The organism is uncultured Merdimonas sp. (assembly GCF_963929015.1).
Lineage (GTDB): Bacteria > Bacillota > Clostridia > Lachnospirales > Lachnospiraceae > Merdimonas.
This window is the reverse complement of the sequence record NZ_CAWVHE010000003.1, coordinates 334665-358987: the sequence shown is the minus strand read 5'-3', so window position 1 is coordinate 358987 and position 24323 is coordinate 334665. Positions and strand designations below refer to the sequence as shown.

The following is a 24323-nucleotide window of genomic DNA, read 5'->3' as shown; positions in this document are numbered from 1 at the left end:
TTTTAAACCATAATCATATCGTCTGTATCCGGATTTTCTTTCGGAATTATGATTTCGCTTTCTGCCGGTCCATATAAATTTTTCTTAACATTACAACCAGCGCTGATAAAGCAAATAAAATCAAAAGTCCGGTCATCAGAAGCTGCGCTCCGCCGGTCAGCATGCCTCCCACATAAGAATATACGATCGTAGCCGGCAGCTGTCCGATCCCGGTAGCGATAAAAAAGGCCGGGAAAGACATAGAAGTTAGTCCAGCTGCGTAGCTGACAAAATCAAACGATACAAAAGGAAGCAACCGACAGATCAGAACCGTATTCCTCCCGTATTTTTCAAAAAACGTGTCAATCTGAGCGATCCCCGCTTTGCTGGTCAGCTTCTCTGCCACATCCCGTCCCAGGATCCGCGCGATAAAAAAGCAGACCGCAGCGCCGGCCATGGCGCTGCTCCAGGAAAGAACCGCGCCCTGCCACCATCCAAAAAGATTTGCGTTTGCAAGAGTCAGAAGAAACGCCGGAAGAGGCGCAGCCACAGACTGAAAAATCATCAGAAAAAAGGATACCGCCGCTGCATACGCGCCATAGGATGCCACAAAATCCCTTACCACGTCAAAATCTCCGCTGGCAAACATTCCAAACACCCGGTTCATGGCGCTGTTTACGGACGGCACCAGAAAATACACCGCAACGCAGATCACAGCGATTGCAAGGATCACGATTTTTTTCCCCCAATTTCTTTTTTCTCTCATTTCCATTTTTTCTCCTTTTAAAATATTAACTTTGCCCTGTTGATCAGGGATTTTTTTGTATCCGGCTCTTCCTTGTTTCCAAGAATCTCCACAAGCACATGCCTGACCCGTATCCCTTTCCTTGCAAGATTCCCACAACAGGAGGCGCAATATGTATATACCAGTTCTTCATTTTTTAACGGATCTGTCATATGTGCGGCAATCTCCGGTTCTTTCCGGGCTCCGCAGCCGCCAAGTCCGCAGCACTGGACATCCCTTCGGATAAGTGGCTCCGCTTCCAGAAATGGTTTGATATCTTCCAGAATTTCTTTTTCTCTCCGGTCCGGACAGGGAAGGAATATGGGAACACCTTTATTATTTACTTTCATCCATCTGCTTTTCTTTCCGGTTCCCAGCTCTTCCAGTTTCTGGTAGATACTGACAACCCGAATCCCAATCCGCCCCTTGAGAAAGTGATAACAATTAGGACAGACAACGATCAGTTCTTCTACCCCTTCTCTGGAAAGTCTTTTCTCAAGTTCCCGGATACTCTCCTTCTCCCGTTCTTCCATTCCAAGTTCTGCCACCGGCTTCCCACAACAATCATAGATGACGCCAATCCCGGCTTCTTCCTGCAAAAAACGGGTGAGAAAAGCATTGGTCCGGGGATAAAAAGACGGAAAATTACAGCCCGGGAAAAAAACAGATTTTCCACTGGATTTTCTGTAATTACGAAACTTATACGGATCTTTCTCCCACAGAAGCGTCCGGTACCCTTCCGGTTTTTTCCCGGATTCAGCCACATGGGCCCGGCGCATATTAAGAATGATCTGTCTGCCGTCGATCCCTTTTGGGCAAACGCCGGTACAGGTCCCACATAAAAAGCAGTGGTATGAAAGACTCCGAAGCTTATCTGTATCTCCGATATCGATCTGATATTTCTTCAAAAAGCCGCAATGTTTCCGGCACAGATGGCAGTGTACACATGCCTCCGCCCCGGGAAATCCCGAAGTCTTTGCTCTATTTCTCTCCATCTGTCTCCTCCACGATGTATTTCTTTTTCAGAAGCATTCCCACCACGATCACCGCTGCCGCGATCAAAAGCGCCAGCCCGATATACAACGTCCGGTTTCCGGCGTCCGCAAGACCAGCCGTACCTATGGTATACATGGCCGTGCCCGGGATCATAAACAGAAAGGAACCAACTGTATACGTTCCAAACCGGATATCTGTCACTCCATAAGCAAAATTCTGCAGATTATAAGGAAATACCGGTACCAGTCTGGTAATCATCAGAACAAACAGCTGATTTTTTCCCGTTTCATCAAATAACCATTTTTTCAAATACTTATTCTTCATCGCCGCCGGACGGATACTGTCCCGAAGGAAAAAACGTCCTGCCAGAAATGCAAGAACAGCCCCCGCAGTCGCTGCCACTACACACAGAAACGTCCCGAGCGCCGGTCCAAACAAAAGACCTGCCAGAACAGCAAATGTTACGCCCGGCAAAGCCAGCACTACGCTGCCGATCACGGTGACTGCCAGATAGATTCCTATCGCGCCCGCCATATTTTCCCGGATCAGCTGTTCCAGGAAATCCAGGCTCCCGGGATCTCCCAGATAAGCGGACCATCCGAACATATGGTTCAGAACCATGATCAGAACCACCAGACCAATGAAAATCCACAATTTCTTATTTTTCACATTACCGGTCCTTTCTGTGACTAGTCAATAAACTTTTTTGTTCCTTTCCCACAAAAATCACAACTACTTTTATTTTACATTTTTTCTTTCAGACATGTCTAACAGATAAATATAATAAAAGGGCGTATATATAGATTTTGTCTATATATACGCATTTTTCGGTGTTCGTTTACACTCACATACCGTCAAAAAGAGGAACCGCCGCAAGTAAACTTGCGCGATCCCTCTTTATTGACGGTGCGTTCGTGCTTATTCGTTCATATTTGCGAGTTTGGCGGCCTGATCAGCTGCGATGCAGGCATCAATGATCTCCTGGATATCTCCGTTCATGATCTTGTCCAGCTTATACAAAGTCAACCCGATCCGGTGATCGGTCACTCGTCCCTGCGGGAAATTATAAGTACGGATTTTTTCGGACCGGTCTCCGGTTCCGATCTGGCTCTTTCTGGCCTCCGCTTCTGCATCGTGACGTTTCTGGCACTCCAGATCATAGAGTTTTGCCCGGAGCAGGGCAAACGCTTTTTCCTTATTCTGCAGCTGGGATTTCTCGGTCTGGCTGTAAATGACGATACCGGTCGGATAATGCGTCAGACGAACCGCAGAGTCCGTAGTATTAACACACTGTCCTCCGTTTCCGGAAGCACGCATTACGTCGATGCGGATGTCTTTTTCATCAATCTGGATATCCACATCTTCTGCTTCCGGCATCACCGCCACAGTAATCGTTGATGTGTGGATCCGTCCGCCGGATTCTGTCTCCGGCACTCTTTGTACCCTGTGTACCCCGGACTCGTATTTCATCTTGGAATACGCGCCCTTTCCATCGATCATAAAGGTAACATTCTTCATGCCGCCGATCCCGATCTCCTCACATTCTACCAGCTCTACCTTCCAGTGCTGGCTCTCTGCATAATGCAGGTACATCCGGTAAATCTCCGCGGCAAAAAGAGCAGCCTCATCTCCACCGGCCCCTGCCCGGATCTCAACCACAACATTTTTCTCATCGTTAGGATCTTTGGGAAGCAGCAGGATCTTCAGCTCATGCTCCAGCTCCTCGACTCTGGCCTTTGCTTCATTCAGCTCCTCTTTGGCCAGTTCCCGCATCTCCTCGTCAGACTCTTCCTCCAGCATCTCCAGACTGTCGTCAATCGCCTGTTTGTAGGATTTATATTCCTGATAAGCCTCAACGATCGGTGTAAGATCGTTCTGTTCTTTCATCAGTTTACGAAATCTGTTCTGATCGTTGGCTACATCCGGCTCCTGCAATTCACTTAAGATCTCCTCCAGCCGGATGACCAGATCTTCTAATTTATCAAACATGAGTCTTCCTCCTTCATTACTAAGCGCAATTTTTATTGTACCTTCCCGTCACCACACGGTCAAGACCTGCCAGGTCTTTTTTTACCTGTATCTGCGTATAACCTGCATCGTCAAGTAACCCGGCCACCGCTTCCGCCTGATCATGACCGATCTCCAGGGCCAGCCATCCGTCCTGTTTCATATACTTCCTGCTCTCCCGGGCAATCTGCCGGTAAAAGAACAGGCCGTCCTCCCTGCCGTCCAGCGCGATCCTGGGGTCGTGAAGCCGGACTTCTTCCTGCAGTTCCTCGATCACTTCCGTCCGGATATAAGGCGGATTCGATACAATCAGATCATAGCTTCCGGAAAGCCGGTCAAACAAGTCGCTTTTTACCCATTTCACCCGTTCCTCCACGCCCAGACGGCGTCCGTTTTCTTCGGCAGTCTCCAGAGCTTTTTCGGAAATATCGCTCCCGGTTCCTGTAATCTCCTGACACAATTTCAAAAGACTGATCAGAATACAGCCGGAACCGGTGCAGAGATCCAGAACCTCCATTCCTGATTTCAGGTGCGTAAGCGCTTCTTCCACCAGCACTTCTGTATCCTGCCGCGGGATCAGCACATTTTCATTTACAAGAAATGTAAATCCCATAAACGCCTGTTCCCCGGTAATATGCTGGAGCGGAAGATGTCCGGCTCTTTTTTTCAGCAGATCCCGGTATCTTTCTTCCTCTTCCCGGGACAGTTCGCGATCCGGTGATCCATAATATGACGCCCTGTTGATACCTGTCACATATTCCAGAAGATACCACGCGTCCGTCCCGGCATCCCGGATGCCCGCCCGGGCAAGATCATCTGCTCCTTCTTTATACATTTCCCGCAGTGTCAAAATTTTCTCTTTCATACGCTCTCCAGTCAAAGACAGCTTCCACAGCCTGTATCGCAACTTCGATCATGGAATCATCCGGTTCTTTGGTAGTCAGCTTCTGAATGGCAAGCCCCGGCTTACTTAACAGATTGATCACCGGGTTGTCGGAATTTCCCGCAAGCTTCAACACTTCGTAGGAAATACCTGCGATCACCGGAAGCAGCAGAATCCGGATCAGCACCCGCATCCCCGTGGATTCCACCTGGACCAGAAACAGCAAAATAATACTGATCGCCAGCACAAAGAACAAAAAACTGGTACCGCAGCGCTTATGCTGTCTGGAACTGATCCGCACATTTTCTACAGTAAGCGGAAGCCCATGCTCAATACAATTGATACATTTGTGTTCCGCCCCGTGATACATAAACGTCCGCTGTATATCTTCCATCCGCGAGATCAGAAGAACATACAGCACGAAAATCCCGATCCGGATAAATCCTTCAATAATGGTTCTTACATGGTAAGAAGGCACTCTTGGTTCCAGAAAGGAAGAAAGAAAATAAGGCAGGACCATGAAAATAGCCACTGCAACCACTACAGAAAAGGCAACCGTGCCCCGCATCAGCCACTTTTCCTGTTTTTCTCTCTTTTCTGCTTCCTCCTGCGTCAATGTTTCTTCTTCCTCTTCCTCCTCAAAGAAAGAAGCAGAAAATGTCAGTGTCTTAATCCCCAGCACCATAGAATCAATAAAATTAAAAATTCCCCGTACAAAGGGGATCCTGGTCAGCTGTTTTGCATTCCCGACAATACTGTGATAGACATCTTTTTCCACCACGATCTCGCCGTCGCTCTTTCGCACAGCAACCGCGTATTCATCCTGATGCTTCATCATAATGCCTTCCAGCACTGCCTGTCCGCCAATGTTTGATGACTTCATATTCTTATCCTTTCCGGCAAGCCTTCTTTTTTCTCAGATAAAATCACCGGAAGCTTCAGTGAACGCCTTCCGGGATTGTATGTGGCCGCCGATACAAACAAAGGGTTGAGATTTTCACCTCAACCCGTCACTTGTAAGCTTATTTGCCCATTCCGTATTTCTTGTTGAACTTATCTACACGGCCGCGTGCCTGTGCAGCTTTCTGCTGTCCGGTATAGAACGGATGGCATTTGGAACAGATCTCCACATGGATGTCCTCGCTGGTAGAACCTGTCACAAATGTATTTCCACAGTTACAAGTTACAGTTGCCTGATGATATGCCGGATGGATTCCTTCTTTCATGATTTTCACCTCTTCTTTATTTTGTCAGCCGCGCTTTGAAAACGCGATCTCTATTTTTTCTAAACAGCTATATAATCATAGCATAAATGTCAATTATTGTCTAGATTAATTTTGTCTTTTTTACCATTTGAATTAATTCCGCATTATTTCGGGTCCTGCTGAACATATTAAGGATGTTGTCCGCCACTTCTTCTGCACGCATGCCGTTCAGCGCACGGCGCATGGTATCCACAGCTTCCTGCTCCTCCGGGGAAAGAAGAAGGTCTTCCCGTCTGGTCCCGGACTTATGGATATCCACTGCAGGGAACATTCTGCGTTCAGAAAGCTTGCGGTCAAGCACCAGTTCCATATTACCGGTTCCCTTAAACTCTTCGTAGATCACATCGTCCATCTTACTGCCGGTATCCACAAGCGCTGTAGCCAGGATTGTCAGGCTTCCGCCCTCTCTCATATTTCTGGCCGCGCCAAAAAAACGCTTCGGCGTATGAAGGGCTGCCGGATCCAGACCGCCGGACAGGGTTCTGCCTGAAGGCGGAACTGTCAGATTATAGGCCCTGGTCAGTCTTGTGATACTGTCCAGAAGGATCATAACATCCTTCTTATGCTCCACCAGCCTTTTTGCCCTCTCGATCACCATCTCGGAGACTCTCTTGTGATGCTCTGGCAGTTCGTCAAAGGTAGAATAGATCACCTCTACATTTTCTCCTTCAATGGTTTCCTTAATATCTGTGACTTCTTCCGGCCGTTCATCGATCAGCAGGATCAGAAGATGGATCTCCGGATTATTCTTTCTGACAGACAGCGCTACCTGCTTTAAAAGCGTCGTCTTTCCGGCTTTTGGCGGAGATACGATCATTCCTCTTTGTCCTTTTCCGATGGGCGAAAGAAGATCCACGATCCGCATGGCTGTGCTTGTCTTTCCACACTCCAGCCGCAGTCTCTCATCAGGAAAGATCGGAGTCATATCCTCAAAATTTGACCGCCGCACCGCCTTCATGGGATCGATCTCATTAATCTTTGTCAGATATAACAGAGCGCTGAACTTCTCCTGCTGTGTCTTAATGCGGGTATGTCCTTCCAGAATATCCCCCGTCTTCAGATTAAACTTGCGGATCTGGGAAGGAGACACATACACGTCATTTTCTCCCGGAAGATAATTGGCGCTTCTGATAAAACCGTAGCCGTCCGGCATTACTTCCAGGATCCCCCGCGCCTTCACGCCGCTGTCAAGCTTGTCAATATCATGGATATCTTTATCTCCTGTATTGGCGGACATCTCCTTTACCGCCTCTCTCTCCGCCTGCTTCTCTTTCTCATCTTCTTCCAGCATCCGCTCTACCACTTCTGCCTTTTTCATGACAGAAACACCTTTGATGCCTCTTGCTTTTGCAAGATCCTTCAAAGTAGCCAGCGGCAGCGATTCATACTTTTCTCTCATGATTCCATCCTTTCTACTTTTTACGATTCCTCTATTCATCAGCTTCTGCTGCATCTTTTGTTCTATAATGATAAGTTCGGGATTTCCATGTCGATATGACCTGAATAAAATACATTGGTATTATACTACAAAGGCTTCCGTTTTTAAAGAGTTTTTTTATTGAAATGGAGCATTTGTAATGTTATGATAAAAGGCAGATATGAAAACGCACTGGAATGAAAAAAGATACCACTCTCTGGATTATGCTCTAAAGAGCAGGTTTGGAGAAAAATTTTATAAAATATCCCTGGACGCAGGATTTACCTGCCCAAACCGGGACGGCTCCCTGGGAACCAGAGGCTGCATCTTCTGCAGCCGGGGCGGATCCGGAGATTTTGCGGCGAGCCGGAAGCTTTCTGTTACAGAACAGATTGAGGCCGGCAGATCTCAGACTGCCGCAAAATACCACGGAAACGGATACATCGCCTATTTTCAGGCATATACCAACACCTACGGACCTCTCCCCTACCTGCGAAAGGTTTTCAGTGAGGCCATTGCTCATCCGGACATCCGGATCCTTTCCATCGCCACCAGGCCGGACTGCCTTGGCGAGGATTGCCTGGATCTTCTGGAGATCCTGAACCGCCAAAAGCCGGTATGGGTGGAACTTGGACTTCAGACGATCCATCCTTCTACTGCCCGGCTGATCCGGCGCGGCTATGACCTGCCGGTTTTTGAGAAAGCTGTCGCCGGTCTAAGATCCAGAGGGATCCCGGTCATTGTCCATGTAATCCTGGGCCTTCCCGGAGAAACAGACACTATGATGCTGGATACTGTCCGCTATCTCAACAGTCTGGACATCCAGGGCATCAAATTCCAGCTTCTTCATGTACTTCGCGGCACAGATCTTGCAGATCTTTATGAGCAGAACCCCTTTCGGCTCCCCTCCCTTGATGAATATGTCCGGCTGCTGGGAGATTGCCTGTGTACTCTGCGCCCGGATATCGTAATACACCGGCTTACCGGCGACGGTCCGGGGGATCTCCTGATCGCTCCCCAATGGACCAGAGACAAACGCCGCGTTTTAAATCAGCTCCACAGCTATCTGAAAGAAAAAGATCTGTGGCAGGGAAAGGATTATCCATATGACATCAACCTTTAAACTATATAAACTGATTATTCTCTATATGCTAAATAAAGTAGACTTCCCCCTGACAAATTCTCAGATTTCCGAATTTATCCTGGACGAGGGGTACACCACGTATTTTAAACTTCGGCAGGCGCTTGCCGAACTGGCCGAATCCGGATTTATCCGGGAAGAGTCTACCCACAGCCGCACTTTCTATCATCTGACCGAAGAAGGCCGGCAGACGCTCCTCTTTTTTAAAAACGACATCTCTCCTGCGATCCAGGAAGACATCGATTCCTTTCTCAGGGAAAAGAATTATGAGCTGAAAAATGAGGTCTCCGTAAAATCCGACTATTACCGCAACACCAACCGGGAGTATTCCATCCACTGTCAGGTGATAGAGCAGGGCGTCCCCCTGATCGATCTGACAGTAACAGCCCCCACGGAACAGGAAGCAGAAACCATCGCCAACAACTGGCAGCAGAAAAATGAAGAAATCTACGCCCTGATCATGTCGCATCTGCTGTAGAGCGTTACAGAATAAATTCACTCATAACATAATTGCTGACGTCGATCCCAAATTCTGTCAGCCTCACAAAATCTCCTGCGTATTCCAGGAGATTTTCTTTTTGCATCTTTCGGATCACATCTCCGTATACTTGTTCCATCTCCACTCCAAACAGAAGTGCAAACTGCTTTCTGGACACTCCTTCCATTTTCCGAAGCCCCAGAAACATATATTCCTCCATCTCATCCTCTTTGGAAAGGAGCGTGTGTTCTTCTCCCTGATTCCACCGTTCTCTTCCGATCAGGGATGCGGCGCCCAACCCGATCCCCAGATACTCTCTGCGCTCCCAGTATCCCAGATTGTGCCGGCAGGCATATCCCGGCCTTGCATAATTGGAAATCTCATATCGCTCGTATCCGTATTCTCGCAGTATAGTCAGGGTCCGGTGGTACATTTCCCGCTCTGTCTCTTCTCCCGGCAGCCTGTCCGCATAAAGCCCCCGTTCTTTCCCCTGTTCCCCGTACATTTCATAAAAAGGCGTTCCCTCTTCTATGATCAGCCCATAAGCAGAGATATGCTCCGGCCCAAGATCCGCCACCTTCCGCAGACTTCTTTCCCAGCTCTTTTGCGTCTGTCCCGGGATCCCGAACATCAGATCCACATTCACATTGGTAAACCCGGCGTCTCTGGCAAGACAAAAACTTTCCAGGAACTCTTCAAATGTATGGATCCTTCCCAGGCAGACAAGCTCTTCGTCCACTGTCGACTGCAGACCTATGCTCAGCCGGTTGATCCCGACTTTTCTGTATCCTTTCAGCTTTTCTTCAGACAAAGTTCCCGGATTGGCTTCCACGGTGAACTCTGCGTCTTTCTCAATGGCAAATGTGTCCTGAAGCGCCCCTGTGATTGCTTCCATCTGTCTGGTTTCCAGCAGGGACGGCGTTCCTCCGCCGATAAAAATACTGACAACATGATAAGCCTCTGCCAGCTTCCGATAACTGCGGATCTGCCGGCAAAGGCTTTCTACATAATCCGCCCGCTCCCCGGAGGATGCGGGGGCGGACAGAAAATCACAGTATTTACATTTCTGTACACAAAAAGGAATGTGAAGATAAATTTCCAGTGGTCTCATTACTTATCGTCCAGCTTCAAAACGCTCATAAAGGCTTTCTGCGGAATCTCCACATTGCCCACCTGGCGCATCCGCTTCTTTCCTTCCTTCTGCTTTTCCAAAAGTTTCTTTTTCCGGGTAATATCGCCGCCATAGCATTTAGCAAGCACGTCTTTTCGCATAGCCTTCACCGTCTCCCGGGCAATGATCTTGCTGCCGATAGCTGCCTGGATCGGGATCTCAAACAACTGCCTTGGAATCTCTTCTTTCAGCTTTTCGCACATCTTTCTTCCCCGCTCATAGGCAGTATCCGCATGGACAATAAAGGACAAGGCGTCCACTTCTTCCTTGTTGATCAGGATATCCAGCTTTACGAGACTGGACTGCACATAACCGTCCATCTCATAATCGAAGGACGCATAGCCTCTGGATCTGGATTTAAGCGCGTCAAAGAAATCATAAATGATCTCATTCAGAGGGAGATGATAATGCAGCACCGCACGGGTCGCCTCCATGTATTCCATCCCGTCATATATCCCGCGCCTTTCCTGACAAAGTTCCATGATCGCGCCAATATACTCTGAGGTAACCATGATCTCTGCCTTTACGATCGGCTCTTCCATATATTCGATCTCTGAAGGATCCGGCAGATTGGAGGGGTTGGTCAGATCGATCACTTCCCCGTTGGTCTTGTGGACTTTATAGATAACTCCCGGCGCAGTGGTAACCAGATCCAGATTGTATTCCCTCTCCAACCGCTCCTGGATGATCTCCAGGTGGAGAAGTCCAAGGAAACCGCAGCGGAATCCAAACCCAAGAGCTATAGAAGTCTCCGGCTCAAACTGCAGGGACGCATCGTTAAGCTGCAGCTTTTCCAGTGCATCTCGAAGATCCGGGTACTTGGCTCCGTCTGCAGGATACATCCCACAATACACCATGGGATTTACTTTCTTGTAACCAGGCAGCGGTTCATCGCAGGGACAGGCTGCGTTGGTAATGGTGTCGCCCACCCGGGTATCTTTTACATTTTTCAGGCTGGCAGTAATGTAACCCACCATGCCCGCCTCCAGCTCCTCGCAGGGAATGAACTGTCCGGCTCCGAAGTATCCGACTTCCACAACTTCTGCTTTCGCCCCCGTGGCCATCATTAGGATCGGCGTTCCTTTCCGGACGCTTCCCTCCTTGATCCTGCAGAACACGATCACACCTTTGTAGGAATCATAGATAGAATCGAAGATCAGTGCCTTCAGCGGTGCCCCGGGATCGCCCTTTGGCGCCGGAATCTTCTCCACGATCTGCTCCAGCACATCCTCAACATTCTGACCGGTCTTGGCAGAGATCCTGGGAGCGTCCTGGGCCTCAATACCGATCACATCTTCAATCTCTTCGATCACCCGTTCCGGATCTGCACTTGGAAGATCAATCTTATTGATCACAGGCATCACATCCAGATCATGATCCAGGGCCAGGTATACATTTGCCAGCGTCTGCGCCTCCACTCCCTGTGCCGCGTCCACCACCAGGATCGCTCCGTCGCAGGCTGCAAGACTTCTGGATACCTCGTAGTTAAAATCCACATGCCCAGGAGTATCGATCAGATTGAAAATATACTCCTCTCCGTTCTTTGCGCGGTAAACCGTCCGGACTGCCTGGGCCTTGATCGTAATGCCTCTTTCTCTCTCCAGATCCATGTTGTCCAGAACCTGGGACTGCATCTCCCTCTTAGTCAGGAGTCCTGTCATCTCAATGATCCGGTCTGCCAGTGTGGACTTTCCATGATCAATATGTGCAATAATACAAAAATTACGAATATTCTTCTGCTCTATTCCTGCCACCTGTCTTCTTCCCTTCCCGTTCAACAATTTGCACAGCGTAGTATATCACATCCCACTGTTCTTTACAATGAAAAGTTCGACTCCCATCCGGTCCAAAAGCCGTCCGGTCTTGACTCTTTCTTCGATATCCGCCGCCTCTTCCAGGATGCCACGCAGCTCTTCGGAAGAGAAATACCGGCTCTGCTGCATGTATTTGCCCGCCGCAAAGGGATGGATCCCGGCTTCTTTGGCAATCCTGCTTTTATCAAAGCCCTGCCTCTTCATATCCCCCACCTCCATCAGTAGTTTGAACTGACGGACCAGCAGAAAGAGGATCCGCATAGGCGGCTCCTTTAACGCCAGAAGGTCATAATAAAGATACAGCGCTTTTTTTTGCTGTTTTGAGGCCACGGCCTCAACCATCGCAAAGATCTGACTGCTGATATGGTGGGTACAGACCGCATCAATGTCTTCTGCCGTCACTTCTTCGCGCCCCATCGTATAGGAAAAAAGTTTTTCCATTTCCTGCGTCAGACTTTCCATATCTGTTCCTGTCCGCTCCAGCAGATGCCTGGCAGAAGACTCCCGTATCTTTTTCCCTTCCCGTTTTACCGTCGAGGCAATCCAGTAAAGAAGGGTTTTTTCGTCCTGCCTTCCGAATTCCACAATACGGCCCTTTTCTTTTACTGCCTTATAGAGTCTGCCCCGCTTATCCACTTCCTGTTCCACAAACAGAAAACATGCCGTGTCCGGCATGTTCTTTATATAATCGGCCAGTTCCGGAGACGCCGATTTAAAGAAACCGGAGTTTTCCACCACGATCAGTCTGCGCGCAGCAAAAAAGGGCATCGTCTCAGCCAGATCGATCAATTCCCCCGGATGAATTCCTTTTCCTTCATAATAAGCATAGTTCATCCTGTCCCCATCCGGGAACATGGCGTCTGTCAGCTTGTCTTTATACTGCTTTTTTAAATAGGCCTCCTCCCCATAGAGGAGGTAGGCCTGTTTAAAATTTCCGGATTTTATATCTTCGTTTAAATTCTTCATAAATATCCTTTATCGGTTATAATCTCACCACATCGCCTGTAATCTCATCTAAGCTGTGTACGCCGCACATGGCCATTGCGTCAGACAGTTCCGAAGAAAGTTTTTCCACAAGCGCAGATACGCCTTCCTCTGCTCCGCCGTATACCGCGGTAACAAAAGGTCTTCCCACCAGTACTGCGTCAGCGCCAAGAGCCAGCGCCTTTAAGATATCGGTTCCGGAACGGATGCCTCCGTCCACAAAGATCTTCATATCTTTCCCCACTGCTTTTACAATCTCCGGAAGAACTTCTGCGGTGGGCGGACACTGATCCAGAACACGACCGCCGTGATTAGACACTACAATAGCAGAAGCTCCCGCCTCTTTTGCCTTGACAGCTCCCTTTACCGTCATGATCCCCTTCAGGATAAAGGGTACTCCTGCCGCCCGGACTACTTCTTTTAACTCTTCCACAGACTTGCTGCCTGCCGGCGGCGTCTGGTTTTTCAGGAAGGGCAGCCCTGCGGCATCAATATCCATGGCCGCGGCAAATGCGCCGGAATTTTTCACCAGTGCAAACTTTTCTTTTAACGTATGAATGTCCCATGGTTTAATGGTCGGAATCCCTGTTCCTCCGGCCGCCTGGATTGCCTTTGTTGCGCCCTCCATGACCGCCGGATTGGTTCCGTCCCCTGTAAAAGCTGCAATTCCTGCTTTGGCACAGGCGGACACCAGGATGCTGTTATACTCCAGGTCATCATATTTATCGCCATAATGAAGCTTCATGGCTCCCACCGGCCCTGCAAAAATCGGATATTTAAATTTTTGTCCGAACAATGTGAGCGAGGTGTCCACTGGTTTATTTTCACAGATCGTATCCATATTGATACAGATTTTCTGCCAGGCATCATAATTCCGGATTGCTACCGTACCGGTCCCTTTTGCCCCCGGTCCCGGGATCTTATTGCTGCACGCCTTGCCGTTGCAGACAGGGCAGGCTTTGCAGAATGGCCCGATACATGTTCTTGCGTTTTCTAATACTTCTTGATAAGTCATAGTATGTTCCCTCTTTTCCATTTTGCCATTGATCCTTTCACAGGTATGCGCCTGCTTCTTTCATAGTATACTGAATTTTCATTTCAAATTCAACCACTTGTATCATAACAGCGCCCAGATTTTGCGTGGAAAGAACTGTCGCTCCGTATGCCCCCAGCCGCTCCAGCGTCTCTTCATGCGGGTGTCCGTACCGGTTTCCCCGACCGGCTGAGATACAGGCATATCCCGGCCGCACTGCCTGCAGAAATGCTTCTCCTGTAGATGTCTTTGACCCGTGATGAGCCACTTTCAACACCTCCCACTCCGTATCCGGATACGCTTCCAGAAGCTTTCTGGTCAGCAGAGTTTCCCCTTTTCCTTCCACGTCCCCGGTAAGCAGCATATCAAACGCACCGTACTGTACTGCAAGAACCAGAGACGCTTCATTGCCGGGAGAAATTCTCTCCCTCTCTCCAGGTCCCAGGCAGGTCAGGATCAGTTCCCCTTCCCGGATCTTCTCACCTTCCCCCATCACCAGGACATCCGTCCCAAAAGAGCGCGCCGTTCTCCCGAGATTTTCAAGCTTTTCATCCCATACTTCCCGGGGCGGCAGCACCAAAGCTCCAATCTTTACCCCGATGTTCTGCCGTTCCAGAAGTTCAAGGATCCCTCCGATATGATCCTCATCTCCATGGGTCACCCACACATAATCCAGTTTTCCCACCCCCTCCGATTTCAGGAAGGGCTCAATCCTGTACTGCCCTACATTCCCCACATCACTGCTGCCCGCATCCACCAGATAGGCGCCGCCTTCCGGTCCCCGGATAAAAATGCAGTCTCCCTGCCCCACATCCAGCACCACAGCCGACAGTGTTCCGGTATCAAAAGGTCTGTATACCAGAAGACAGATCCCGATCCCATAAAGACAAAGAGGCCACACTTTTTTCCACCGCTTCCACAAAACATAAATAAGAAGCAATATTCCAAAATACAGTCCGATCCGGACGCCCCCGGGACGCCCGGCTACCCATCTGGAACCAGGCAGTTCCAGCATAAAAAGACAGCTTCTTTCAAAAAGAGTCAAGATCCACGCGCAGATCTTCAGGATTCCTTCCCCTGCCCAGGGAAATAGAAAACAGGTCAGACTGCCCGCCATTCCAAGAGCCAGCAGCGCGGAAGACAACGGAACCACCCACAGATTCAGGATCGTGGAATAGATTGGAAATTCATAAAAATAGTAAAGAATAATGGGAAAAAGCATCAGATTCACACTTAGACTTGCCAGGAACCCCTGAAAAGGCAGCCCCCGAAACTCCGGCAAAAATAAGATCATGGCAAGAACCGCCCCAAAGGACAGCCAGAATCCGCCGTCACAGAGGTATAACGGTCTCCACAAAAGCACAACTGCAGCAGAAAACCCAAGGGCTGTGGGCGGATCATAATGACGTCCGGTCATATCAGCTCCTGTCCGGAACAAAAAACATGACCAGAGAGCGGACCACCGAGACTGTAAATCCAATCATCAGCACATAGATCAGCATCAGTCCGATTCCAGCCACGCCCGAAAGCAGATACGACCCGGTCGCTTTCCTTAGGATGTGATAGGCGCCAAGCCCGAGAAATGTCAAGTGAAGGCCGGAAATGGCCAGAATGTGCCCGATGCCTGTTGCCTGATACAATGTTTTTATCTCTGGATCCATGCCGGACTTTTCTCCCAGCATCATGGCTGCCAGCGTGTGTCCGTCTTTTTCCCCCATCGCTCTCACCAGAAGATCCTTCCATCCGCTCCGAAAACCGGCAAGCCCCTGCCCCAGAGCATCTGTTCCCGGATCTGTGATCTCTACTTTTTCGGCCCAGATAAGGCCATGGATATCCATTTTCTGATAATAAAGTTTCTGGTCAAAATTGCCGGGATTTCTGGCCGGATCAAAAAACGACACTTCTCCGGTCACTTTCACCTTATTTCCGATTTTTACCTGTATTCCGGGATCTGTATAGACTAAAATCTTTTTTTCAAAGAATGATGCGCCGCGGCACCAAATAGAATTGTTCTTTAGATAAATTGCCTGAACCTTTGTCTTTTGCTCCGCCTGATACACCGTACCTGACAGCTCTGCTTTCTGGCCGGCGTCTGTGTTTTCTTCCAGCGGCGAGGGCGCCAGTTCCCGGATCCACCGGCTGCCGCCCACTGTCACCGCAAGAACGATCCCCGCAAGGAGCAGGATGCAAAGGCTAAGAAGTGGTCTGTTCTTCAAAAGCGCCCTCCTCCACATAATCAAGATCGCGGGTCATTGGTTTGCTTAAATCTACTCGATTCATATACTGGATATTGCTTTCTCCATTTACCAGAATCTGCACCTGGCTGGCTCCGCCACTTTCTGTCACCGAATTCACAATGGCATAGACCGTGATCTCGGGACTCACTCCCGGCGCTCCTTCCAGAAAGCCCTGATCCAGATTCACATAACAGATATGATCTCTCACTGTAACGCCCAGCACCTTTGTCTCCGGCGGGATCACTGCCAGCTCTTCCTGGGAGGACGGACCTTTTATCAGCTGTTCCACCACCAGTTTTTCCACCGACTGATTAATATTGTGCCGGACTTTTACCGTCTCCGGCACCAGCTTTGCCCCGTCTTTTCCTGCAAAATAAAGCCGGATCTCCTTTTCCTGATAGGCATGCAGCGATGAACCGGTATTTTTTACAAAATCTTCCGGCCCCATCGCGCCGATCACCTGTCCGTCCTGATCCGTAAGCGGCTCATCACCCACCAGAAAGGCAACCACATCCACACCTCTGACCTGGCAGAAAGTTTCCACTACCGCGGATCTAAGAAGAATTTCCTGCGCGCCGGACATTCTAAGATACGCCCTGCTAAACGTAAGTGTCAGCCTTCCATCGTCCAGTTCCCAGTCAGTGATACGCACATTTTCCGGAAATACACTGTGATAATCAATAGAGTCCGGCTCCTCTTTCATAACCCGGATCAATTCCCGGACCGCCTGGTCTGTCGATTCTCCCTGAATCTCATAATTCTTTCGCACCAAAGCGTCTTCCCCGGCATTGACATAACAAAGATAAGTGCCTTCTGCATCCTGCGGTTCTTCCATGGTTTCTGTTCCGCCGCATCCGAACATCCCAAAGAGGGTCAGCAGGAAAATGCCTGCCAGAATTATCTTTTGCTTTTGTTTCATGCTCTATCCCTCATTTCTCCATTACTTGACATACGTCAGGGGAATCCGGACTGCGAACGTGGTTCCCTCGCCAATCTGACTGTAAGCCTTAATCGCGCCTCTGTGCATAACAATCGCGCTTCTTGCTATCGCCAGCCCAAGACCCGTGCCGCCGATTTCCCTGGAATGAGATTTGTCCACCCGGTAAAACCTTTCAAAAATATGTTCCATAGACTCTTCCGGGATCCCGATCCCAGAGTCTGCCACTTCCAGGTAAAAATATTTATGATCTGCATTCAGAGTCACATGGACCCATCCGCCTTCTTTGTTATATTTGACCGCATTTTCCACCAGATTTGAGACCGCCAGGGAAAGCTTCACCTCATCCACTTCCGCGGTAACCGGACGGAAACTTTCAAACACCAGCTCCACATTGCGGGTAGCGGCGATCGGACGGATTCTTTTTAATATTTTTTCCACCAGGGCATTGATATTCTCTGAAGTGATATTCAAAGTGTCCGCCGTCTTATCCATTTTCACCAGCGACAGCAGATCGTTAATGATCTTATTCTCTCGTTCAATCTCCTCTGAGAGATCTCCCATAAATTCCTTATACAGCTCCGGCGGCACCTCCTCCAGCGTCAGCAGGGAATCCGCCAGCACTTTCATGGATGTCAGCGGCGTCTTCAGCTCATGGGATACGTTGGACACAAATTCTGTCCGGGAATCATCCAGTACCTTCATCCGTCCCAGCATTTTATTAAAAGCCTCTGATAAAGCCCTTGTCTCTGTATAGGCATACTCTTTCAGATAATGGTCCTCATACCCTTCTGTGACCGCAGAGATGGAACGGGTGATCCGCTGAAAAGGCTTCACCATCATAAATCCAAACGTCGCAGCGAGCACCAGCACCACCAGCGTCATTGTGACAAAGGCCACGGTGGCCTTTCCTCCCAGCACAGCCAGATTATTTTCCACGGAATCTGTAGATGTGCTCACAAGAAGCACTCCCATGACATTTTCTCCGGATATATCATAGATGGGAGCCGTCACTTCAATATAATGCCCTTCTTTGTCATAATGACTGGTCCCCGTTCCCTCCAGACAGTGGATCACGTCTGCAGACACAATGGTCTTGCCTATATCAACATCATAAGTATCTTCTTCTATCTGAAAATTTTTATCGATCACCAGCACCCGTCCATCATAAATGTTGGACATCTGCACCAGTTCAGATCTGACAGACTCATCCGCCCGGCCGTTCAGGTTCTCTCGCGCGGCCAGCTGATTGCATAGAATTGTACATTGATTCTGGATTTCGGCAGTCCGTACATCTACCGCCCTGGTCTCATAGCTGTTCAGGATCACAGCCTGCATGATAAATGCCGGGACAGCGCCCGCCAGGACCACCAGAAGAATGATCCGGAAGCGGAGGCTCCCCAGTATATTATTGGTAAAATATCGTTTAACCCCTGAAATAATAACCAACACCCCATTTTGTATAAACATATTTCGGATCGCTTGGATTCGTCTCGATCTTCTCCCGCAGTCTTCGGATATGTACGTCCACAGTCCTTGCATCTCCCGGATATTCGTATCCCCAGATGATATTCAGAAGATTTTCCCGACTGTATACTTTCCCCGGATTGGTCGCCAGGAGTTCCAGAAGATCAAATTCCTTTGCCGTAAGATTGATTTCCTTTTCTGCGATCATCACTCTGCGGCTCTCACAGTCAATCTTCATCTCTCCTTTGACCACCAGTTTCCCTCCCAAGTGATCCATATCCCGTTTGCCGGTACGGCGCATAATGGCCTTGATCCTTGCCTTTACCTCCAGGATATTGAACGGCTTGGTAATATAATCATCCGCCCCGTATTCCAGCCCCAGGATCTTATTCATATCATCGTCCCGCGCAGTCAGCATGATAATAGGAACTTCTGAAAAGTCCCGGATCTGCCGGCAGACTTCAAATCCGTCCAGCTTCGGAAGCATTACATCCAGAAGAATGATGTCATAATGATTTTCCTTTGCCAGTTTAACGGCCTCTTCTCCGTCGTAGGCGCAGTCCACATCCATATCATCCTGTTCCAGACTGAACCGGATCCCTTTCACGATTAATTTTTCATCGTCTACTACCAACACACGTCTGTTCATGAATCTTCTCCCCTGCTACACTGTGATCTGCTCTTTGATCTTTTCAAATACGCCTTCTTTGATCCCGCTGATCTCCATCAGCTCTTCAATCGCCTCAAATGCGCCGTTTTCTTCCCTGTGCCGGATAATTGCCGCAGCCTTGGCTTCTCCGATCCCGGTCAGGGTCATCAGTTCTTCTTCCCCTGCCGTATTAATGTTCACTTTGGCATCCTGCAATGATCCGCCATTAACGCCCGCCGGAGAAACCGTCCCTTCGGCGACCTCACTGGCAGAAGGCACATATATCTGCTGGCCATCCATAGCTTTGGCCGCCTGGTTGAGTCCTTCCGGCGCAGCTTCTTGTCCCAGTCCTCCCGCGGCTTCAATCGCCTCGTAGATCCTGCTCCCTGCCGGAAGCTCATAGACTCCAGGCGTAAGAACCTGTCCGCAGACATGGACTACCAGCGTCTCTTTCCGGCCATTCCCCGGGTCCTCCTCTTCGCCGGCCGCACCTGTCTCTCCTGTGCCGGGGAGCTCCTCCCCGGATCCCTGTTTCTCTGAGAATTCCGCTGCGGCAAGATTTTCTTCTGTCAGCACATTGGTTTCCTCCGAACCGCATCCCGCTGTAAACAGTAGCAAAGCGGCCGCCACAATAAGGACTCTATTCTTTCTTTTTCTTAGCATAATCTGCTCCTTTACGGCTGTCGACACCGCAGGCACCCCGTTTATGCCTAGATAAAGCTATTGTACTATTTCCACTGGAAAATTGCAACTCCAATCAAAGCGATCCCCATGCCGATCACCCGTCTCCATTCCAGCGGTTCTTTTTCCACTCCAAAAAGCCCCAGCACCTCGATCACATAAGCCACGATCAGCTGGCTCATCACAATAAAAAAGGCAGCTTTTGCTGGGCCGAGCTGGGCCATGCTCTTAATCACAGTCCAGGTGATCCCGGCGCCGATCACCCCGCCAAGAAGCATATATTTGGGCTCCACCTTCGCGATAGCCGCAATACTGTCTCTCCCGGTCAGAAGCCAGGCCGCAAGACACAGAAGAAGGGCGCTGAACTGCACCCAGCCGTTACTGACCCACATCCCCGTTGTCTTTGTCACCTGGGTATTAAACACACCCTGCACGCTCATCAGCGCGCCGGATAAAATGGCAATCAAAAACCCGATCATTGTCTGGATACCTCCTTGTTTTTTCAGGTTAGTGTCTCCAATGACCGGGATTTTTATGTTTTACTCTTCCTGTCGCCTTACAGAGATTTCTTCAGTTTTTCAATCATCTCATCCACATGCTCTTTTTCGATGATCATCGGAGGAACCAGACGGATCACGTCGCTTCTTGCGGTAATGATCACCAGCCCCTCTTCCATGGCTTTTGCTGTCACCTCTCCTGCCGGGCGGTTCAGACGGATGCCCTGGATCAGTCCGGTGCCCTTACGTTCCAGGACGCTTTCTTCTTCCTGCACCAGCCGATCCAGCTGTTCTGCCAGATATTCCCCTATATCTCTGACATGTTCTGTCACATGTTCTTTTTCAAAGATTTCCAGTGTCTTTGCCACTGCCGTACAGGCAAAAGGGTTGCCTCCATAGGTCGTGCCGTGGTCTCCGGGCTCCAGAGAATCTGCCGCCACTGCTTCTGTCATGGCAAATGCCCCCACCGGAACGCCGCTTCCGATGGCCTTTGCCATGGACATGATATCCGGCTTCACGCCGTAATACTGCCAGGCAAACATCTCGCCGGTCCGTCCCATGCCGCACTGGATCTCATCAAAGAGCAGAAGGATCCCCTCTTCGTCACAGATCCTGCGGACACCCTCTAAAAATTCCGGGGACGCCATGTTGATGCCGCCCTCTCCCTGGATGGGTTCTAACAGGATGCCGCAGGTTTTCTCCGTTACCAGCGCCCTTACACTTTCCAGATCATTCCATTTTGCAAACTTTACCCCGGGGATCAGCGGTTCAAAAGGAGTCCGGTAAGCTTCATGCTCTGTCACAGACAACGCTCCCATGCTCCGCCCGTGAAAGGAACCTTCCATTGCGATAAACTCGTATCGGCCGGTTCCTCTTTTCCATGCGTATTTTCTGGCTGCTTTGAGCATCCCTTCATTGGCTTCCGTCCCGCTGTTGGTAAAAAATACCCGGTCCATGCCGCAGGCCTTTTTAAGCGCTGCCGCCGCCTTTCCGCAGGACTCATTGTAAAACAGGTTCGATGTATGCAGAAGTTTTTCCGCCTGCTCTTTCAGAGCCTTTGTCAGTTCCGGATGGCCGTATCCCAGACCGCACACAGCGATACCTGCCGCAAAATCCAGATATTTCCTGCCTTCCGCATCGTAAAGATACACGCCCTCTCCCCGGTCAAATTCTACCGGAAACCGGTTGTAGGTGTGTAAAAGCGCCTCTTCTGTTTCCTTCATATATGGGGTTCTCATTTTCTCATCTCCGTTCTTTCTCACTGTCCGTCCTATTCTCCCTGATAGTACCGCTCATCCATATCGTTCAGAATGGCTGTGCCGATTCCTTTGTTGGTAAAGATCTCCAGCAGGAGACAGTGGGGAATCCTTCCGTCCAGGATATGCACCCGGGACACTCCGTTTTCAATGGCGTCAATGCAGTTCTGAAGCTTGGGCAGCATGCCGCCTCCGATATAGCCCTGGTTCATCAGAGCTTCCGCCTCTGTGACCGGCAGTTCTGAGATCAGCGTGTCCGGATCATCCGGATCCTTATAGACGCCTTCAATATCCGTCAGAAACGCCAGTTTCTCCGCCTTCATAGCCCTCGCAATGGCGCAGGCCGCGTCGTCGGCATTGATATTGTAGGTCTGGTACGCATCATCCAGGCCGATGGGGCAGACGATCGGCAGAAAATCCTTTTCCAGCAGGTCGTAAAGGATATCTGCATTGACGTGCGTGATCTCTCCTACGAACCCGATATCTTCTCCGTCTGCATACTTTTTCTCCACAGACAGGAGTTTTCCGTCTTTTCCGCTGATGCCGATGGCACGCACGCCCAGGCTTTCCACCAGCTGTACCAGGCTTTTGTTGACCTTTCCCAGCACCATCTCCGCCAGTTCCATGGTGGCTTCATCGGTGACCCGCAATCCGTTGACAAACTCCGGCTCCATGCCGACCTTTCCCACCCACTTGCTGATTTCCTTTCCTCCGCCGTGAACAATGATCGGCTTGAATCCAACCAGCTTCAGAAGGGTAACATCCTGAATGACCCGTTCTTTTAACGTCTCATCAACCATGGCGCTGCCGCCATATTTTACTACAATGATCTTCCGGTTAAATCTCTGGATATAAGGCAGCGCTTCGATCAGCACCTCTGCCTTGTCCAGATACTTCTGCATGCTTTTTTCCATTTCTTTCGCTTCCTTCCAAACTTAACTGCGGTAATCTGCGTTGATGTCAATATATCCGTGCGTCAGGTCGCAGCCCCAGGCGGCGGCGCCTGCCTCTCCCATCTTTACATCGGCGATCACAGTGACTTCCGGCTGAGAGAGGATCTTTGCAGCCTCTTCCTCGCTGTAGGGAAGAGCCGTTCCATTTTCAATGATCTGTATCTTTCCTGCCTTGCTTTCAAAGAACAGATCCACATTTTCCGGATCAAACTGTGCACCGGAATATCCCATGGCACACAGGATCCTGCCCCAGTTGGCGTCATGGCCGGCGATGGCTGTCTTGGTCAGATTGGAGCATACGATGGATTTTGCCAGAGTTTTCGCCTGTTCCCTGTTCTCGCAGCCTTCCACTCTTGCTTCCAGCAGTGCGGTGGCTCCTTCTCCGTCTCCTGCGATTTTCTTTGCCAGATACTCATTGATCGCATGAAGGGCCCCGGCAAAGGTCTCGTATTCCGGAGTGCCATACCGGATCTCGGGATTGCCCGCCAGTCCGTTTGCCAGCAAAAGAACCGTATCATTGGTAGAAGTGTCTCCGTCTACCGAGATCATATTGTAAGTATCCTGCACATCTTCACTTAAAGCTTTCTGCAGCGTTTCCTGCCCGATGACGGCATCTGTAGTAATAAATGCCAGCATGGTACACATATTGGGATGGATCATGCCGGAGCCCTTTGCCATACCGCCGATGGTCACCGTCTTTTCCCCCACCTTGATGATTGCTGCCAGCTCTTTTTCGCAGGTATCTGTAGTCATGATAGCCCTGGCTGCATCTGTGCCATTGTCCAGAGAACCGTTTTTCTTCTCCGCCAGCACCCGGACCCCTGCTTTGACCTTTTCGATGGGAAGCTGCATGCCGATCACTCCTGTTGAACCGATAACAACGGATTCCGGAGCGATCCCCAGCGCTTCTCCTGCCGCACGTGCGGTTTCCTCGCAATATCCAAGACCCTCTTTACCTGTGCAGGCGTTGGCAATCCCGGAATTAACCACAACTGCCTGGACCTTTCCTTTGCCGTCAATGACCTGCCGGTCCCACTGAACCGGCGCCGCTTTTACCACATTCGTAGTAAAAGTTCCTGCCGCCACGCAGGGCTCTTTGCTGTATACAAGCGCCATGTCAGTGCGGTCCTGATATTTGATCCCCGCCGCCGTGCTGGCCGCTTCAAATCCTTCTGCTGCTGTTACTCCTCCGGTAATGATCTCCATAAAACTATCCTTCCTTTCTTTCTCTTTCTATTGAATAAATGCAGTGATGTTTTCTTCATTCAATGTAAAATCATAATAATTTAAATCTTCCCGCTTTGTCCATCCGATCTCTTTCCAGAATGCATTTCCAATGTCATTTCTGGTAAAAGCGATCAGGGAAACCTTATTGATGCCTTCTTCTTTGAGGGCATTCATTGCCGCTCCCACCATAGCTCTGCCGATCCCCCGCATCCGGTGGGCCGGATCTACGCACACATGATAAAGGCAGCCCCGTCTTCCATCATGGCCGCACAGGATCGCTCCTACGATCTTTCCGTCTTCTTCTGCCACCACACTGGTGGTTGGATTTCTCTTTAAGAACCGTTCCACACCTTCTCTGGAATCGTCCATGCTGCGGATCCCGAATCCTTTGATGGTCTTCCACAACGCATACACCTGGTCATAATCCCTGCTGTTCATCACTCTTACTGTATACATGTTCTCCTTCT

The 24323-nt window shown here is 49.7% G+C and carries 25 protein-coding genes; 2 read left to right on the top strand and 23 right to left on the bottom strand.

From position 1 onward, the window contains the following. Positions 1-46 precede the first annotated feature (46 nt). The 8 genes from ABGT54_RS02545 to rho form a co-directional block, all read right to left on the bottom strand. Complete coding sequence (locus ABGT54_RS02545) at positions 47-751, bottom strand: TVP38/TMEM64 family protein (RefSeq protein ID WP_346662694.1); 705 nt, start codon at positions 749-751, stop codon at positions 47-49. Positions 752-762: 11 nt separating this feature from the next. Beyond that, entirely contained in the window at positions 763-1758 is a 996-nt protein-coding gene (locus ABGT54_RS02540) for a (Fe-S)-binding protein (RefSeq protein WP_346662693.1), read from the bottom strand. Beyond that, positions 1745-2380 carry a TVP38/TMEM64 family protein gene (locus tag ABGT54_RS02535; RefSeq protein ID WP_346662914.1) on the bottom strand — a complete coding sequence of 212 codons (636 nt, stop codon included), beginning with the start codon at positions 2378-2380 and terminating at the stop codon, positions 1745-1747. Before ABGT54_RS02535 ends, ABGT54_RS02540 begins: the two co-directional genes overlap by 14 nt. Positions 2381-2677: 297 nt before the next feature. Next, the gene (gene prfA, locus ABGT54_RS02530; protein ID WP_346662692.1) at positions 2678-3748 is read right to left on the bottom strand and encodes a peptide chain release factor 1; all 1071 of its coding nucleotides are present in this window, start codon (positions 3746-3748) and stop codon (positions 2678-2680) included. Positions 3749-3767: 19 nt separating this feature from the next. After that, positions 3768-4631: a peptide chain release factor N(5)-glutamine methyltransferase gene (gene prmC, locus ABGT54_RS02525; protein ID WP_346662691.1), complete on the bottom strand. Its 864-nt coding sequence runs from the start codon at positions 4629-4631 to the stop codon at positions 3768-3770. Further along, positions 4594-5532 carry a DUF1385 domain-containing protein gene (locus ABGT54_RS02520; protein ID WP_346662690.1) on the bottom strand — a complete coding sequence of 313 codons (939 nt, stop codon included), beginning with the start codon at positions 5530-5532 and terminating at the stop codon, positions 4594-4596. Before ABGT54_RS02520 ends, prmC begins: the two co-directional genes overlap by 38 nt. 139 nt (positions 5533-5671) lie before the next feature. Further along, complete coding sequence (rpmE, locus tag ABGT54_RS02515) at positions 5672-5875, bottom strand: 50S ribosomal protein L31 (RefSeq protein WP_070089959.1); 204 nt, start codon at positions 5873-5875, stop codon at positions 5672-5674. A 100-nt stretch (positions 5876-5975) separates the two neighbouring features. Beyond that, positions 5976-7313, bottom strand: coding sequence for a transcription termination factor Rho (rho, locus tag ABGT54_RS02510; RefSeq protein ID WP_346662689.1), 1338 nt, complete (start codon positions 7311-7313; stop codon positions 5976-5978). A gap of 199 nt (positions 7314-7512) precedes the next feature. Between rho and ABGT54_RS02505 the strand changes: the two genes are divergently transcribed. Both ABGT54_RS02505 and ABGT54_RS02500 read left to right on the top strand, forming a co-directional pair. Further along, complete coding sequence (locus ABGT54_RS02505; protein ID WP_346662688.1) at positions 7513-8454, top strand: TIGR01212 family radical SAM protein; 942 nt, start codon at positions 7513-7515, stop codon at positions 8452-8454. Beyond that, complete coding sequence (locus ABGT54_RS02500; protein ID WP_346662687.1) at positions 8438-8950, top strand: DUF4364 family protein; 513 nt, start codon at positions 8438-8440, stop codon at positions 8948-8950. The genes ABGT54_RS02505 and ABGT54_RS02500 overlap by 17 nt, the downstream gene beginning before the upstream one ends. Before the next feature lie 4 nt (positions 8951-8954). On the opposite strand, the gene hemW is transcribed toward ABGT54_RS02500, so the two are convergent. From hemW to ABGT54_RS02425, 15 genes are all read right to left on the bottom strand, one after another. Continuing rightward, complete coding sequence (gene hemW / locus ABGT54_RS02495) at positions 8955-10061, bottom strand: radical SAM family heme chaperone HemW (protein ID WP_346662686.1); 1107 nt, start codon at positions 10059-10061, stop codon at positions 8955-8957. Continuing rightward, complete coding sequence (gene lepA / locus ABGT54_RS02490; RefSeq protein WP_346662685.1) at positions 10061-11875, bottom strand: translation elongation factor 4; 1815 nt, start codon at positions 11873-11875, stop codon at positions 10061-10063. The genes hemW and lepA overlap by 1 nt, the downstream gene beginning before the upstream one ends. A gap of 45 nt (positions 11876-11920) precedes the next feature. Beyond that, positions 11921-12901, bottom strand: coding sequence for a DNA polymerase III subunit delta (gene holA / locus ABGT54_RS02485; protein WP_346662684.1), 981 nt, complete (start codon positions 12899-12901; stop codon positions 11921-11923). Positions 12902-12917: 16 nt separating this feature from the next. Continuing rightward, positions 12918-13934, bottom strand: coding sequence for an alpha-hydroxy-acid oxidizing protein (locus tag ABGT54_RS02480; RefSeq protein WP_346662683.1), 1017 nt, complete (start codon positions 13932-13934; stop codon positions 12918-12920). A 37-nt stretch (positions 13935-13971) separates the two neighbouring features. Next, complete coding sequence (locus ABGT54_RS02475; RefSeq protein WP_346662682.1) at positions 13972-15369, bottom strand: DNA internalization-related competence protein ComEC/Rec2; 1398 nt, start codon at positions 15367-15369, stop codon at positions 13972-13974. A gap of 1 nt (position 15370) precedes the next feature. Next, on the bottom strand, positions 15371-16168 hold the full coding sequence (locus ABGT54_RS02470; protein WP_346662681.1) for a ComEC/Rec2 family competence protein: 798 nt from the start codon (positions 16166-16168) through the stop codon (positions 15371-15373). Further along, positions 16146-17108 carry a GerMN domain-containing protein gene (locus ABGT54_RS02465; RefSeq protein ID WP_346662680.1) on the bottom strand — a complete coding sequence of 321 codons (963 nt, stop codon included), beginning with the start codon at positions 17106-17108 and terminating at the stop codon, positions 16146-16148. Before ABGT54_RS02465 ends, ABGT54_RS02470 begins: the two co-directional genes overlap by 23 nt. 21 nt (positions 17109-17129) lie before the next feature. After that, the gene (locus tag ABGT54_RS02460; protein WP_346662679.1) at positions 17130-18596 is read right to left on the bottom strand and encodes an ATP-binding protein; all 1467 of its coding nucleotides are present in this window, start codon (positions 18594-18596) and stop codon (positions 17130-17132) included. Next, positions 18553-19242: a response regulator transcription factor gene (locus ABGT54_RS02455; RefSeq protein ID WP_346662678.1), complete on the bottom strand. Its 690-nt coding sequence runs from the start codon at positions 19240-19242 to the stop codon at positions 18553-18555. Before ABGT54_RS02455 ends, ABGT54_RS02460 begins: the two co-directional genes overlap by 44 nt. Before the next feature lie 15 nt (positions 19243-19257). Continuing rightward, a complete protein-coding gene (locus ABGT54_RS02450; RefSeq protein WP_346662677.1) occupies positions 19258-19905 on the bottom strand; it encodes a helix-hairpin-helix domain-containing protein in 648 nt (215 codons plus the stop codon). A 65-nt stretch (positions 19906-19970) separates the two neighbouring features. After that, complete coding sequence (locus ABGT54_RS02445) at positions 19971-20402, bottom strand: DMT family transporter (protein WP_204909208.1); 432 nt, start codon at positions 20400-20402, stop codon at positions 19971-19973. A gap of 77 nt (positions 20403-20479) precedes the next feature. Next, on the bottom strand, positions 20480-21658 hold the full coding sequence (locus tag ABGT54_RS02440) for an aspartate aminotransferase family protein (protein ID WP_346662676.1): 1179 nt from the start codon (positions 21656-21658) through the stop codon (positions 20480-20482). A 32-nt stretch (positions 21659-21690) separates the two neighbouring features. Continuing rightward, positions 21691-22590: an acetylglutamate kinase gene (gene argB, locus ABGT54_RS02435; RefSeq protein WP_346662675.1), complete on the bottom strand. Its 900-nt coding sequence runs from the start codon at positions 22588-22590 to the stop codon at positions 21691-21693. Positions 22591-22611: 21 nt separating this feature from the next. Then, complete coding sequence (gene argJ / locus ABGT54_RS02430; RefSeq protein ID WP_346662674.1) at positions 22612-23835, bottom strand: bifunctional glutamate N-acetyltransferase/amino-acid acetyltransferase ArgJ; 1224 nt, start codon at positions 23833-23835, stop codon at positions 22612-22614. Positions 23836-23862: 27 nt separating this feature from the next. Continuing rightward, the gene (locus tag ABGT54_RS02425; protein WP_243416482.1) at positions 23863-24312 is read right to left on the bottom strand and encodes a GNAT family N-acetyltransferase; all 450 of its coding nucleotides are present in this window, start codon (positions 24310-24312) and stop codon (positions 23863-23865) included. Positions 24313-24323 lie beyond the last annotated feature (11 nt).